This window comes from Streptomyces sp. Ncost-T10-10d (genome assembly GCF_900091955.1).
In the GTDB taxonomy this organism is placed as follows: Bacteria; Actinomycetota; Actinomycetes; order Streptomycetales; family Streptomycetaceae; genus Streptomyces.
The window spans coordinates 17643-31125 of the sequence record NZ_FMDF01000208.1 but is presented as its reverse complement, the minus strand read 5'-3'; the positions used below and the strand labels follow the sequence as shown (position 1 = coordinate 31125).

The following is a 13483-nucleotide window of genomic DNA, read 5'->3' as shown; positions in this document are numbered from 1 at the left end:
GACCAGCCGTGATTTTGGCGTTCGAGATCGCCCTGATCGTCTTCAGCCTGCTGCTGATGCTGCTGGTGCTGATGCACAAGGGCAAGGGCGGCGGCCTCTCCGACATGTTCGGTGGCGGTATGCAGTCGTCCGTGGGCGGCTCCTCGGTCGCCGAGCGGAACCTCGACCGGATCACCGTGTTCATCGGTCTGGCCTGGTTCGCGTGCATTGTCGTGCTTGGTCTGCTGATCAAGCTGGACAGCTGACCCGTCGTACGCGATTCCCGGTGAGGGTGTAACTCCTTTCACTGGACGCGCGTTGGGCCTTACGTAGACTGGGGCATCTTCGAGCACCATCACGCAGGGAGTTACGACCGTGGCAAGTGGCAACGCGATCCGGGGAAGCCGGGTCGGAGCGGGGCCGATGGGGGAGGCCGAGCGGGGCGAGTCCGCGCCGCGCCTCCGCATCTCCTTCTGGTGCTCGAACGGGCACGAGACGCAGCCGAGCTTCGCCAGTGACGCGCAGGTACCGGAGACTTGGGACTGCCCGCGCTGTGGTTTCCCGGCCGGCCAGGACCGGGACAGCCCGCCGGACCCGCCGCGCACCGAACCGTACAAGACGCACCTCGCGTACGTACGAGAGCGGCGCAGCGATGCGGACGGCGAGGCCATCCTCGCCGAGGCCCTGGCAAAACTCCGGGGTGAGATCTAGTTGTTGTTCACCGGCCGGACACCTCACGAGGTGTCCGGCCGGACTGCTTTCGCCGTGCCGCAGCTCGCCATTGCCTCGTCAACCCCTCTGATCAATTAAGTTGGAAGCGCAGCGGGGCATCTGCAGGCACGAGAAGAAGTGGGCTGATATCCGGGATGAACACACCAAGCCGAACCAGGCTCAACCAGACACCCGAGTGGACCGCTCTGGGCAAGCACCGCGAGCAGCTCGGGGCGACACATCTGCGGCAGCTCTTCGCGGACGACCCGGAGCGCGGCACCGGATACACCCTCCGGGTCGGCGATCTGTATGTCGACTACTCCAAGCACCTGGTCACCGACGAGACGCTCCGGCTGCTGCGCGAGCTCGCCGCGGCCACCGGCGTGGCTGAGCTGCGGGACGCGATGTTCCGCGGCGAGAAGATCAACACCACCGAGGACCGCGCGGTCCTGCACACCGCGCTGCGTGCCCCGCGCGATGCGGTGATCGAGGTCGACGGCGAGAATGTGGTGCCCGCCGTGCACGCCGTACTCGACAAGATGGCGGCCTTCTCCGACCGCATCAGGTCGGGGGAGTGGACCGGTCACACCGGCAAGCGCATCAAGAACATCGTCAACATCGGCATCGGCGGTTCCGACCTCGGCCCCGCCATGGCGTACGAGGTGCTGCGCTCCTTCACGGACCGCTCGCTCACCGTCCGCTTCGTGTCGAACGTCGACGGCGCCGACCTCCACGAGGCCGTGCGCGATCTCGACCCGGCCGAGACGCTCTTCATCATCGCGTCGAAGACCTTCACCACGATCGAGACCATCACCAACGCCACCTCGGCCCGCAACTGGCTGCTGACCGGTCTGAAGGCCGATCAGGACGCCGTCGCCAAGCACTTCGTGGCGCTGTCCACGAACGCCGAGAAGGTCGCGGACTTCGGCATCGACACCGCCAACATGTTCGAGTTCTGGGACTGGGTCGGCGGCCGTTACTCGTACGACTCCGCCATCGGACTCTCGCTGATGATCGCCATCGGCCCGGATCGGTTCCGCGAGATGCTCGACGGCTTCCACCTCGTCGACGAGCACTTCCGGACCGCCCCCGCCGAGGACAACGTCCCGCTGCTGCTGGGCCTGTTGGGCGTCTGGTACGGCGCTTTCTTCGACGCGCAGTCGCATGCCGTACTGCCCTACAGCCACTATCTGTCCAAGTTCACCGCGTACTTGCAGCAGCTGGACATGGAGTCCAACGGCAAGTCCGTGGACCGGGACGGCAATCCGGTCGACTGGCAGACCGGACCGGTCGTATGGGGCACCCCCGGCACCAATGGGCAGCACGCCTACTACCAGCTGATCCACCAGGGCACCAAGGTCATCCCGGCCGACTTCATCGGCTTCGCCGAGCCGGTCGCCGACCTGCTGCCCGGTCTGGTCGCCCAGCACGATCTGCTGATGGCCAACTTCTTCGCCCAGACCCAGGCGCTGGCCTTCGGCAAGACGCCGGACGAGGTCCGCGCCGAGGGAGTCGCCGAGGAGCTGGTGCCGCACAAGACCTTCAAGGGCAACCACCCGACGACGACGATCCTGGCCGACAGGCTGACGCCGTCCGTCCTCGGCCAGCTGATCGCGCTGTACGAGCACAAGGTCTTCGTCCAGGGAGCCATCTGGAACATCGACTCCTTCGACCAGTGGGGCGTCGAACTCGGCAAGGTCCTCGCCAAGAAGATCGAGCCGGTGCTGACCGGGACGTCGACATCGGCCTCTGCCGCGGCGGAGGGGGACGGGCAGCTGGACAGCTCGACCGCCGCGCTCGTCCGGGCGTACCGCGCCCGCAGGGGGCGCTGAGCCGATGACCACGGGGGAGCGGGCGGTGCGGCTGAGGCCGCCGAACAACACACTGGACCCGAGGGCCGTCGGCTGGTGGCGGGCCCAGTGGCTGCTGCTGACCGCGGTGCCGGTGGTCGTGCTGGCCGTGCTGGGCGCGTTCATCGAACCCGCCCGGTTCTGGCTGCTGCTGCCTGCCGCGATCCTCGCGGTGCTCGGCATCGGCTGCGCCGTCCTCTTCCCCCTCTGGTGGTTCCGCACCCATCGCTGGGAGGTCACCGACGAAGCGGTGTATGTCAGAACCGGCGTCCTGAGGCAGGAGTGGCGGATCGCTCCGATGTCCCGGATCCAGACCGTGGACACCGTGCGCGGCCCGCTCGAACAGCTCTACCGGCTCGCCACGGTCACCGTGACCACGGCATCGTCCAAGGGTGCGGTGCGGATCGAGGGACTGGGCCACGAACTGGCGGCCGAGCTGGCCGAGCGGCTGACCCGGATCACCCAGGAAACCCCCGGGGACGCCACATGAGCTCCGAGGCGGCCGTCGCCCCGGACGCCGAGGGCGAGGGCGGCGTCACCGGCACCGAGGCGGCCGCCGCTGCCGGCTGGCGGCGGCTGGACCGGCGTACGGTCCTCGTCAGCGCAGTCGTCACGGCCGGGGTGGCGGCCGGTGCGGCCGTGCCCACCACACTCGGCCTCTCGGGGCGGTTCGGGTTCGGGCACGCGGTTGCCTGGGTGCTGGCCGGTGCGATCGCGCTGATCGGCTGCGCCGCGGCCGGTGACTACGTACGGTGGCGCCGCACCCGCTACCGCATCGGGGCCGAACGGGTCGAGCTCCACACCGGGCTGCTGCTGGTCAAGAAGCGCTCACTGGCCCGGACACGCATCCGCAGCGTCGACCTCACCGCCCATCTGCTGCAACGGGTCCTCGGCCTGGTCACCGTCCGCATCGGTACCGGCGAGCACTCCGGCAACGAGTCCACCCTGGAGCTCGACCCGGTCACCAGGTCCGAGGGCGAGCGGCTCCGCCTCGAGCTGCTGGAACGTGCAGCCACCGGCACCCCGGGCACCCATCGCGAGGGCGAGCTCGCCGCCCTCGACCCGCGCTGGATCCGCTACGCACCGGTCTCCTTCGTCGCCCCCGCGCTCGGTGGTGCGGCGGCCGGTGCGGTGATGCAGGTCAGCGACTGGTTCGGGGCCCAGGGGCAGGTGATCGACTGGATCGGCGACCGGTTCCGGGACACCTCACTGCTCGCCATGATCGTGATCCTCGCCGTCGCCGCGGTGGCCGCCGGTGTCGTCGGCGCGCTCGGCCTGTGGGTCGAGATGTGGTGGAGCTACCGGCTGGAGCGCGAACCCGGCGGCACGCTGCGCATTCGGCGCGGCCTGCTGACCTCCCGGTCCGTCTCCATCGAGGAGCGGCGGCTGCGCGGCGTCGACCTCGTCGAACCGTTCGGCATCCGGCTGTTCGGCGCAGCCCGCATCGACGCGATCACCACCGGACTGGCCAAGGACGACGAGGAGCAGCACGGCGACCACAACACCCTGCTGCCCGCCGCGCCCCGGCCCGTCGCCGACACGGTCGCCGCCGACGTCCTGCGCGAGACCACGTCCCCGACCGGCGTCCCGCTGACCGGGCACCCCCTCGCGGCCCGCGGCCGCCGGCTGCGCCGGGCGTTCTGGGCCACCGCCGCGCCCGTACTCGTCCTGGCCCTCCTGGGTGTGCTGCTGACACCCGTCCTGCTCTGGATCGCACTCGCCTGCGCCGTCGTGGGACTGCCCGTCGGGGTGTTCCTCGCCCGGGACGCCTACCGCGGCCTGGGACACGCCATCAGCGGCGACTACCTGGTGGTCCGGTCCGGCACGGTCCGGCGCTCCACCGCCGCGCTGGAACGGGCCGGTGTCATCGGCTGGACGGTCAGGCAGACGTACTTCCAGCGACGGTCCGGGGTGCTGAGCCTCACCGCGACGACGGCCGCCGGAGCAGGCGCGTACACGGCGTACGACGCGGATGCGACCGAGGGCCTCGACTTCGCGTCCGAAGCCGTCCCCGGCCTGCTGGAGCCCTTCCTGGAGCGCATCCCGCCGGCCCGGTGACCGCGACGGTCAGCCGTGCGTCGTGTCGATGACGCAGAACCTGTTGCCCTCGGTGTCGGCGAGCACCACGAAATCCGGGTCGTCCGGATACAGTTCCCAGTCGACCCGCGCCGCGCCGAGTGCGATCAGCCGGTCCACCTCGGCGTCCTGCTCCTCGGCGTACAGGTCGAGATGGACCCGGGGGATCTCCTGCACCGGCGTGTCGCTCCGCCCCAGGGACAGCCCGACGCCGTGTCCATCGGCCGGGACCAGCACCACCCAGTCGTCCCGCAAGGGCTCACGCTCCACATGGCCGAGCGCCGCCTTCCAGAAGGCCGCGGCGCGCCGTACGTCCGACGCACCCATCACCACGGTTCCGATACGCATCATGGGCCGAGCCTCTCACGCCGCAGGCCCGGCCGCTCCGAAGAGCGAACCGGGCCTGCGTGCAACGGTACTGACGACCACTCAGGGAGAGGCCGGCGGATACAGCGCGCGCGGCAGCCGTGAGGCCGCCGCCGCGTCCAACAGCCACAGAGTGCGGCTGCGTCCGTACGCACCGGCTGCCGGGGCCTGGATCTCCCCGGCGCCCGAGAGCGCGATCTCCGCGGCCTCCGCCTTGTCCTCGCCCGCGGCGAGCAGCCACACCTCGCGCGCCGCCCGGATCGCGGGCAGCGTGAGCGAGATGCGGGTGGGCGGCGGCTTGGGAGCGCCGTGCACACCGACGACGGTGCGCTCGGTCTCCCGTACCGCGGGCAGCTCCGGGAAGAGCGACGCGACATGCGTGTCCGGGCCGACGCCCAGCATCAGCACATCGAACGTCGGCACCGGACCGTGGTCCTCCGGGCCGGCTGCCGCGGCCAGTTCACCGGCGTACGCGGCCGCTGCCGCGTCGGCGTCGTTGCCGCAGGGGCCGTCGGAAGCGGGCATCGCGTGCACCCGGGACGGGGTCAGCGGCACCGAGGCCAGCAGAGCCTCGCGGGCCTGTGTGACATTGCGCTCCGGATCGCCCTCCGGCAGGAACCGCTCGTCGCCCCACCAGAGGTCGAGCCGCGACCAGTCGATCGCGTCCCTGGCGGGCGCGTCGGCGAGTGCGGCCAGCAGGCCGTTGCCGTTGCGCCCGCCGGTGAGCACCACCGAGGCGTGACCGCGCGCGGCCTGGGCGTCCACGATCTTCGTGATCAGCCGGGCCGCGGCGGCCTGCGCCATCAGTTCTTTGTCGCGGTGCACGACAAGTTGAGGGGCACTCACTTCGCCGCCGCCTTCTTCGCCGCGGTCTTCTTCGCGGCGGCAGGGGCTGCAGCGGGGGCGGGCTCGGCCGGCTTCGGCTCCGCCGGTCCGCCGAGCTTCTCCACGCCGAACTTCACCGTCGCCTCGTAGGTGTTGTCCGGGTCCAGACGCCGCAGCTCCTCGGCGAGGAGCTCGGCGGTGTCCCGCCGCTTGAGCGCCACCGCACGGTCCGGCTGGCCCTGCATCGAGAGCGTGGCCAGCGAACCGTCCGGCCGGTCCAGGACGATGACGCCGTTCTTGGTCTGCATCCGCACGGCCGTCAGACCGGGGCCGCCGGACTGGGTGCGCTCCACCGGAACCTTGAGCCGGTCCGCGAGCCACATGGCGAGCAGTTCGCAGCTCGGGTTCTCCGACTCGCCCTCGACCGTCGCCGAGACGACCTCGACCTGCTGCTGGTCGAGCGCGGCCGCCAGCATCGAGCGCCACGGCGTGATGCGGGTCCAGGACAGATCGGTGTCGCCCGGGGAGTACGACCGGGCGCGCACCGCGAGTTCGTCACCCGGGTGCTCCGCCGAGTACGCATCCGTGATCCGGCGCTGGGCGAGCGCGCCCAGCGGGTCCTTCGCCGGATCGGCGGGGGCGTCCTCGGGCCACCAGACCACGACCGGGGCGTCCGGCAGCAGCAGCGGCAGGACCACCGACTGGGCGTGGTTGGCCAGCTCGCCGTGGAGACGCAGGACGACGGTCTCGCCGGTGCCCGCGTCGGAACCGACCCGCACCTCGGCGTCGAGCCGGGCGTCCCGGCGGCTGCGCGGCGAGCGGCTGTGCCGCTTGATCACCGCGATGATCCGCGAGGGGTGTTCACGCGAGGCGTCGCCGGCCGACTTGAGGGCGTCGTACGCGTTCTCCTCGTCGGTGACGATGACCAGGGTCAGCACCATGCCGATGGCCGGGGTGCCGATGGCACGGCGGGCCGACACCAGCGCCTGGTTGATCTTGCTGGAAGTGGTTTCCGTGAGATCGATCTTCATGGCCGGCGCCAGCTCCGTCCGTCTCGTGCAAGCATCTCGTCCGCCTCGGCCGGGCCCCAGGTGCCCGCCTGATACTGCGCGGGCTTGCCGTGCTTGTCCCAGTACTCCTCGATCGGGTCGAGGATGTTCCAGGAGAGTTCGACCTCCTGGTGCCGCGGGAAGAGGTTGGCGTCGCCGAGCAGCACATCGAGGATGAGCCGCTCGTACGCCTCCGGGCTGGACTCCGTGAAGGACTCGCCGTAGGCGAAGTCCATCGTGACGTCCCGGACCTCCATCGAGGTGCCCGGCACCTTGGAGCCGAATCGCACGGTGACGCCTTCGTCCGGCTGGACGCGGATGACCAGGGCGTTGCCGCCCAGTTCCTCCGTCGCGCCGGACTCGAAGGGCAGATACGGGGCGCGCTTGAAGACGACCGCGATCTCCGTGACCCGGCGGCCGAGCCGCTTTCCGGTACGGAGGTAGAACGGCACGCCCGCCCAGCGGCGGTTGTTGATCGTCAGCTTGATCGCGGCGTAGGTGTCGGTCTTCGACTTGGGATCGATGCCGTCCTCTTCGAGGTAGCCGAGGACCTCCTCGCCGCCCTGCCATGCGTGCACGTACTGGCCGCGCACCGTGTGCTTGCCCAGATCCTCCGGCAGCTCCACCGCCGTGAGCACCTTGAGCTTCTCGGCGACCAGGGCCTTCGGGTGGAAGGAGCCGGGCTCCTCCATCGCGGTCAGCGCCAGCAACTGGAGCAGGTGGTTCTGGATCACGTCGCGGGCGGCGCCGATGCCGTCGTAGTAGCCGGCCCGGCCGCCGATGCCGATGTCCTCGGCCATCGTGATCTGGACGTGGTCGACATAACTCCGGTTCCAGATCGGCTCGAACATCGTGTTGGCGAACCGCAGCGCCAGGATGTTCTGGACCGTCTCCTTGCCCAGGTAGTGGTCGATCCGGAAGACCTCGTTGGGCGGGAAGACGTCGTGCACGATCTGGTTGAGCTCCTGCGCGCTCTTCAGGTCGTGGCCGAAGGGCTTCTCGATGACGGCACGCCGCCAGGAGCCCTCCTTCTGGTCGGCGAGCCCGTGCTTCTTGAGCTGCTGGACGACCTTGGGGAAGAACTTCGGCGGCACGGACAGGTAGAAGGCGAAGTTGCCTCCCGTGCCCTGTGCCTTGTCGAGTTCCTGGATCGTGGCCTTCAGTGTCTCGAAGGCCTCGTCGTCGTCGAAGTTGCCCTGGACGAAGCGCATCCCCTGGATGAGCTGCTGCCAGACCTCTTCGCGGAACGGCGTACGCGCGTGCTGCTTGACGGCGTCGTGGACCTCCTGTGCGAAGTCCTCGTCGTGCCACTCGCGGCGCGCGAAGCCGATGAGTGAGAAGCCCGGCGGCAGCAGGCCGCGGTTGGCCAGGTCGTAGACGGCGGGCATCAGCTTTTTACGGGACAAATCGCCCGTGACGCCAAAGATCACCAGGCCCGACGGTCCCGCGATTCGCGGGAGCCGTCGGTCCTGGGGGTCACGAAGCGGATTGGCTCCGGGAACACCAGACAAGGTGGTCAGCCCTCCGAAGGGGCGAGGCGCTTGAGTTCCGCCTCGGTCGAGTTGAGCAGGTCGATCCAGGACGCCTCGAACTTCTCGACGCCCTCGTCCTCGAGAAGCTGGACGACGTCGTCGTAGGAGATCCCGAGCTTCGCGACCGCGTCGAGCTCGGCACGGGCCTGGTCGTAGGTGCCGGCGATGGTGTTGCCCGTGATCTGCCCGTGGTCCGCCGTGGCGTCCAGGGTGGCCTCGGGCATGGTGTTCACCGTGCCGGGGGCGACCAGGTCGTCGACGTACAGGGTGTCCTTGTACGCGGGGTCCTTGACACCGGTCGAGGCCCACAGCGGACGCTGCTTGTTGGCCTGCGCCTTGTCCAGGGCGGCCCAGCGGTCCGACGGCTGTGTCGATTCGTCGGCGGAGCCGAACACCTCCTCGAACGCCTGGTAGGCGAGCCGGGCGTTGGCAAGAGCTGCCTTGCCCTTGAGCGCCTTGGCCTCCGGGGTGCCGACCGCGTCGAGCCGCTTGTCGATCTCGGAGTCCACGCGGGACACGAAGAACGAGGCCACCGAGTGGATCTTGGAGAGGTCCAGGCCCGAAGCCTTCGCCTTCTCCAGGCCCGCCAGGTAGGCGTCCATGACCTCGCGGTAGCGCTCCAGCGAGAAGATCAGCGTGACATTGACGCTGATGCCCTTGCCGATGACCTCGGTGATCGCCGGGAGACCGGCCTTCGTCGCCGGGATCTTGATGAGCGTGTTGGGCCGGTCCACCAGCCAGGCCAGCTGCTTGGCCTCGGCGACCGTGGCATCGGTGTGGTGGGCCAGGCGCGGGTCGACCTCGATGGAGACCCGGCCGTCCTGGCCGTCCGTGGCGTCGAAGACAGGACGCAGGATGTCCGCGGCGTCCCGTACGTCGGCCGTCGTGATCATGCGGATGGCCTCGTCGACGGTGACCTTGCGGGTGGCGAGGTCGGTGAGCTGCTGCTCGTAACCGTCGCCGTGCGAGATCGCCTTCTGGAAGATCGACGGGTTGGTGGTGACGCCCACGATGTGCTGCTGGTCGATCAGCTCGGCGAGGTTGCCCGAGGTGATCCGCTTGCGCGACAGGTCATCGAGCCAGATCGCCACGCCCTCGTCGGAGAGGCGCTTGAGTGCGTCTGTCATGAGAATTGCATCTCCTACTAGTCGTATAACGGCGTCAGCGTGTGGCGGCGGCGAGAGATTCCCGCGCGGCGGCGGCGACGTGCTCGCCCGTGAAGCCGAACTCGCGGAAGAGGACCTTGGCGTCGGCCGAGGCACCGAAGTGCTCCAGCGAGACGATCCGGCCGGCGTCTCCGACGTACCGGTGCCAGGTCAGACCGATACCGGCTTCGACCGCGACCCGGGCCTTCACGGACGGCGGCAGAACACTGTCCTTGTAGGCCTGGTCCTGCTCCTCGAACCACTCGACCGACGGCATCGAGACCACACGGGTCGGGATACCTGCGGCCTGCAGCTCCTCGCGTGCCTCGACGGCAAGGTGCACCTCGGAGCCCGTACCGATCAGGAGGACCTGGGCGTCGCCGCCTTCGGCGTCGAGCAGGACGTAACCGCCCTTGGCCGCGTCCTCGTTCGCCTCGTAGGTCGGCACGCCCTGGCGGGTCAGCGCCAGACCGTGCGGGGCCCCCTTGCCGAACACCTTGGTGTGGCGGCGCAGGATCTCGCGCCAGGCGATGGAGGTCTCGTTGGCGTCGGCCGGGCGGACGATGTTCAGGCCCGGGATGGCGCGCAGCGAGGCCAGGTGCTCGACCGGCTGGTGGGTCGGACCGTCCTCGCCGAGACCGATCGAGTCGTGCGTCCACACGTACGTCACCGGCAGGTGCATCAGCGCGGACAGGCGCACGGCGTTGCGCATGTAGTCCGAGAAGACCAGGAAGGTGCCGCCGTAGATGCGGGTGTTGCCGTGCAGCGCGATGCCGTTCATGGCCGCGGCCATGGCGTGCTCGCGGATGCCGAAGTGGATCGTGCGGCCGTACGGGTCCGCGCCGGGCAGCGGGTTGCCCGTCGGGAGGAACGACGACGTCTTGTCGATCGTGGTGTTGTTCGAGCCCGCGAGGTCGGCGGAGCCGCCCCAGAGCTCGGGGACGACCTCGCCGAGCTGCTGGAGCACCTTGCCGGAGGCGGCGCGGGTGGCGACGCTCTTGCCCGGCTCGAAGATCGGAAGCTTGTCCTCCCAGCCCGTGGGCAGCTCGCCCGCGGAGATCCGGTCGAACTCGGCGGCGCGCTCCGGGTTGGCGGTGCGCCAGGCGGCGAGCGACTTCTCCCACTCGGCCTTGGCCTCGCGGCCGCGGTCCAGCGCCTCGCGGGTGTGGGAGATGACCTCGTCGGAGACCTCGAAGGACTTCTCCGGGTCGAAGCCGAGGACCTTCTTCGTCGCGGCGACCTCTTCGTCACCGAGCGCGGATCCGTGCGAGGCCTCGGTGTTCTGGGCGTTCGGGGCGGGCCAGGCGATGATCGAGCGGGCTGCGATGAACGACGGGCGCTCGGTCTCGGCCTTGGCGGCCTGCAGCGCCTTGTACAGACCCGCCGGGTCCAGGTCGCCGCTGGGCAGCTGGTCGACGCGCTGGACGTGCCAGCCGTACGCCTCGTACCGCTTCAGGGTGTCCTCGGAGACCGCGGTCTCCGTGTCGCCCTCGATGGAGATGTGGTTGTCGTCCCACAGCAGGACCAGGTTGCCGAGCTTCTGGTGCCCGGCCAGCGAGGACGCCTCCGCGGAGATGCCCTCCTGGAGGCAGCCGTCGCCGGCGATGACCCAGACCATGTGGTCGAACGGGGAGGTGCCGGGGGCCGCCTCCGGGTCGAACAGGCCGCGCTCGTAGCGGGCGGCCATGGCCATGCCCACCGCGTTGGCGACGCCCTGGCCCAGCGGGCCCGTGGTCGTCTCGACGCCGGTGGTGTGGCCGTACTCCGGGTGACCGGGGGTCTTCGAGCCCCAGGTACGGAAAGCCTTGAGGTCATCGAGCTCCAGGCCGTAGCCGGCCAGGTAGAGCTGGATGTAGAGGGTCAGGCTGCTGTGACCCGCGGAGAGCACGAACCGGTCACGACCGGTCCACTCCGCGTCGGCGGGGTCGTGCCGCATCACCTTCTGGAAGAGGGTGTACGCGGCGGGAGCCAGGCTCATCGCCGTGCCCGGGTGGCCGTTTCCGACCTTCTGTACGGCGTCGGCGGCAAGGACGCGGACAGTGTCCACGGCCCGCTGGTCCAATTCGGTCCACTGGAGGTCTGTGGTGGTCGGCTTGGTGCTCACCCTGAGTCAGGGCTCCTCTCCACTGTTGTAAACCGGTGACTGTGACCGCACCGGGCGTTGTCGAGCCTACCCCCGTCGGAACGAGCATTTTCCGGCTGCTTTCCAGGGTGCAGGCGCCCCGCGGAGTTCGCCTCCCGTATGAGCGCAACGGCTCACCGATGCGCTACTCCGATGAGCGTGTCCCGTTACTTCTGGGCCCTCCGATGAGCGTGTCCTCTTACTTATGTGCCGGATTTGCCCCGACGTCTCTCCGATGAGCGTGCCCCGTCGCTGCTGGGTCCTCCGATGAGCGTGCGCCCCTGTTTCTGCGCGGCTCCAACACGACCCACCCCCGCGAAGGGCGGCCTGTCCCCAACGTCTACAGTGGTCTGGTTCGCGCAAGTCTTTACCGGGCCCTCACGCCCGGAGCTTGCTGGGATTTCTCTGTCAGGGGTGTGCGTGACGGCCGTCGAGTCCCGACCCGCAGGGGTCGCCTTGACTCCCAGCCCAGGGGGCCATCGCCCGTTCGGGGCCCGTGTCAAGGCATTCGTGGCGCTGACCAAGCCGCGGATCATCGAGCTGTTGCTGATCACCACTGTTCCGGTGATGTTTCTGGCCGCTCAGGGTGTACCCGATCTGTGGCTCGTTCTCACCACCACCATCGGGGGATATCTCTCCGCGGGCGGTGCCAATGCGCTGAACATGTACATCGACCGCGACATCGACGCGTTGATGGACCGTACGTCGCAGCGCCCGCTGGTCACCGGCATGGTGAGCCCGCGCGAGTGCCTGGCCTTCGGGTTCGCCCTCGCGGTGATCTCCACGGTCTGGTTCGGGCTGTTCGTCAACTGGCTGTCGGCCGCGCTGTCGCTCGGCGCGCTGCTGTTCTACGTCGTCGTCTACACGATGCTGCTCAAGCGCCGCACCTCGCAGAACATCGTCTGGGGCGGCATCGCGGGCTGCATGCCGGTCCTCATCGGCTGGTCGGCCGTGACGAACTCGATGTCCTGGGCCGCAGTCATCCTCTTCGCCGTCATCTTCTTCTGGACGCCGCCGCACTACTGGCCGCTCTCCATGAAGGTCAGGGAGGACTACGCCCGGGTCGGCGTCCCGATGCTTCCGGTCATCGCGTCCAATCGGGTGGTGGCCCGCCAGATCGTCGTCTACAGCTGGGTGATGGTGGCCGTATCGCTGCTGCTGACCCCGCTGGGCTACACCGGCTGGTTCTACACGGTGGTGGCGCTGGCGACCGGCGGGTTCTGGCTCTGGGAGGCGCACGGCCTGCAGAACCGGGCCAAGGCCGGAGTGACCGGCGCGAAGCTCAAGGAGATGCGGCTGTTCCACTGGTCGATCACCTATGTCTCGCTGCTCTTCGTCGCCGTGGCGGTCGATCCCTTCCTGAGGTAGTCCCGCTTCATCGATTCCTGCCGACGGGCGGGGTACGTGGTCCATGCCACGTGCCCCGCCCGTCGCCAGTCGATCTACCCATCGGTAGCATCCTGAGCATGGCAGAGACGGCAGAGACCCAGGTGGAGAGCGGCAAGCAGGCGGCCCGCGCGGAGCGCAGGGCGACGAGGCTCGCCAAGCAGATCGGCGCCTTCTCCAAGGCGCACGGCGGTGCGGAGGGACAGCTCGCCTACATCGGGCAGACGGGCACTCGCATCGTTCTCGTGGGCGAGGACGGCGGCTGGGGCGATCTGGTCGCCCCGTCGTACGCGATCGCCGAGAGCGCCACCCGGAAGGCCGGGATCACGATGCACGAGTCCTTCGACGGGGAGTTCGCCGCGAAGGTCCACACCGGCCCGTACGAATGGGCTCGGATGGCCGGCATTCAGCTGGGCGGCCCCTCCAACAAGGCCTGACCGAA

At 69.3% G+C, this 13483-nt stretch carries 13 protein-coding genes; 7 read left to right on the top strand and 6 right to left on the bottom strand.

Annotated elements, in window-relative coordinates:
• Positions 1-8 precede the first annotated feature (8 nt).
• The 5 genes from secG to GA0115254_RS36285 all read left to right on the top strand — a co-directional run bounded on the left by secG (position 9) and on the right by GA0115254_RS36285 (position 4598).
• On the top strand, positions 9-245 hold the full coding sequence (gene secG, locus GA0115254_RS36305; RefSeq protein ID WP_093899524.1) for a preprotein translocase subunit SecG: 237 nt from the start codon (positions 9-11) through the stop codon (positions 243-245).
• Positions 246-354: 109 nt separating this feature from the next.
• Positions 355-690: an RNA polymerase-binding protein RbpA gene (locus tag GA0115254_RS36300; RefSeq protein WP_072483070.1), complete on the top strand. Its 336-nt coding sequence runs from the start codon at positions 355-357 to the stop codon at positions 688-690.
• Between the two features lie 155 nt (positions 691-845).
• Entirely contained in the window at positions 846-2522 is a 1677-nt protein-coding gene (gene pgi, locus GA0115254_RS36295) for a glucose-6-phosphate isomerase (RefSeq protein WP_093899523.1), read from the top strand.
• Positions 2523-2526: 4 nt separating this feature from the next.
• Positions 2527-3030 carry a PH domain-containing protein gene (locus tag GA0115254_RS36290; protein WP_093899522.1) on the top strand — a complete coding sequence of 168 codons (504 nt, stop codon included), beginning with the start codon at positions 2527-2529 and terminating at the stop codon, positions 3028-3030.
• Positions 3027-4598, top strand: a complete 1572-nt coding sequence (locus tag GA0115254_RS36285) for a PH domain-containing protein (protein ID WP_093899521.1) — start codon at positions 3027-3029, stop codon at positions 4596-4598. The genes GA0115254_RS36290 and GA0115254_RS36285 overlap by 4 nt, the downstream gene beginning before the upstream one ends.
• A gap of 9 nt (positions 4599-4607) precedes the next feature.
• On the opposite strand, the gene GA0115254_RS36280 is transcribed toward GA0115254_RS36285, so the two are convergent.
• The 6 genes from GA0115254_RS36280 to tkt form a co-directional block, all read right to left on the bottom strand.
• Positions 4608-4967, bottom strand: a complete 360-nt coding sequence (locus GA0115254_RS36280) for a VOC family protein (RefSeq protein ID WP_176740433.1) — start codon at positions 4965-4967, stop codon at positions 4608-4610.
• Between the two features lie 78 nt (positions 4968-5045).
• Complete coding sequence (gene pgl, locus GA0115254_RS36275) at positions 5046-5828, bottom strand: 6-phosphogluconolactonase (protein ID WP_093899520.1); 783 nt, start codon at positions 5826-5828, stop codon at positions 5046-5048.
• The gene (gene opcA / locus GA0115254_RS36270) at positions 5825-6838 is read right to left on the bottom strand and encodes a glucose-6-phosphate dehydrogenase assembly protein OpcA (protein WP_093899519.1); all 1014 of its coding nucleotides are present in this window, start codon (positions 6836-6838) and stop codon (positions 5825-5827) included. The genes pgl and opcA overlap by 4 nt, the downstream gene beginning before the upstream one ends.
• A complete protein-coding gene (zwf, locus tag GA0115254_RS36265) occupies positions 6835-8367 on the bottom strand; it encodes a glucose-6-phosphate dehydrogenase (protein ID WP_093899518.1) in 1533 nt (510 codons plus the stop codon). The genes opcA and zwf overlap by 4 nt, the downstream gene beginning before the upstream one ends.
• A gap of 5 nt (positions 8368-8372) precedes the next feature.
• Positions 8373-9515 (bottom strand): transaldolase, encoded by a 1143-nt coding sequence (tal, locus tag GA0115254_RS36260; protein WP_093899517.1) that lies wholly within the window; start codon positions 9513-9515, stop codon positions 8373-8375.
• 34 nt (positions 9516-9549) lie between these two features.
• Positions 9550-11637 carry a transketolase gene (gene tkt, locus GA0115254_RS36255; protein ID WP_093899516.1) on the bottom strand — a complete coding sequence of 696 codons (2088 nt, stop codon included), beginning with the start codon at positions 11635-11637 and terminating at the stop codon, positions 9550-9552.
• Positions 11638-12069: 432 nt separating this feature from the next.
• Here tkt and GA0115254_RS36250 point away from each other — a divergent pair, with 432 nt between their 5' ends.
• Positions 12070-13023 carry a heme o synthase gene (locus tag GA0115254_RS36250; RefSeq protein ID WP_176740432.1) on the top strand — a complete coding sequence of 318 codons (954 nt, stop codon included), beginning with the start codon at positions 12070-12072 and terminating at the stop codon, positions 13021-13023.
• A gap of 98 nt (positions 13024-13121) precedes the next feature.
• Entirely contained in the window at positions 13122-13478 is a 357-nt protein-coding gene (locus tag GA0115254_RS36245; protein ID WP_093899515.1) for a hypothetical protein, read from the top strand.
• The last annotated feature ends 5 nt before the right edge of the window (positions 13479-13483 follow it).

What these genes read in the sequence shown, in the direction of transcription:
- pgi (WP_093899523.1), top strand. Translation starts at nt 846, where the DNA reads ATGAACACACCAAGCCGAACCAGGCTCAACCAGACACCCGAGTGGACC.
- GA0115254_RS36290 (WP_093899522.1), top strand. Translation starts at nt 2,527, where the DNA reads ATGACCACGGGGGAGCGGGCGGTGCGGCTGAGGCCGCCGAACAACACA.
- GA0115254_RS36285 (WP_093899521.1), top strand. Translation starts at nt 3,027, where the DNA reads ATGAGCTCCGAGGCGGCCGTCGCCCCGGACGCCGAGGGCGAGGGCGGC.
- GA0115254_RS36280 (WP_176740433.1), bottom strand. Translation starts at nt 4,967, where the DNA reads ATGATGCGTATCGGAACCGTGGTGATGGGTGCGTCGGACGTACGGCGC.
- opcA (WP_093899519.1), bottom strand. Translation starts at nt 6,838, where the DNA reads ATGAAGATCGATCTCACGGAAACCACTTCCAGCAAGATCAACCAGGCG.
- tal (WP_093899517.1), bottom strand. Translation starts at nt 9,515, where the DNA reads ATGACAGACGCACTCAAGCGCCTCTCCGACGAGGGCGTGGCGATCTGG.
- GA0115254_RS36245 (WP_093899515.1), top strand. Translation starts at nt 13,122, where the DNA reads ATGGCAGAGACGGCAGAGACCCAGGTGGAGAGCGGCAAGCAGGCGGCC.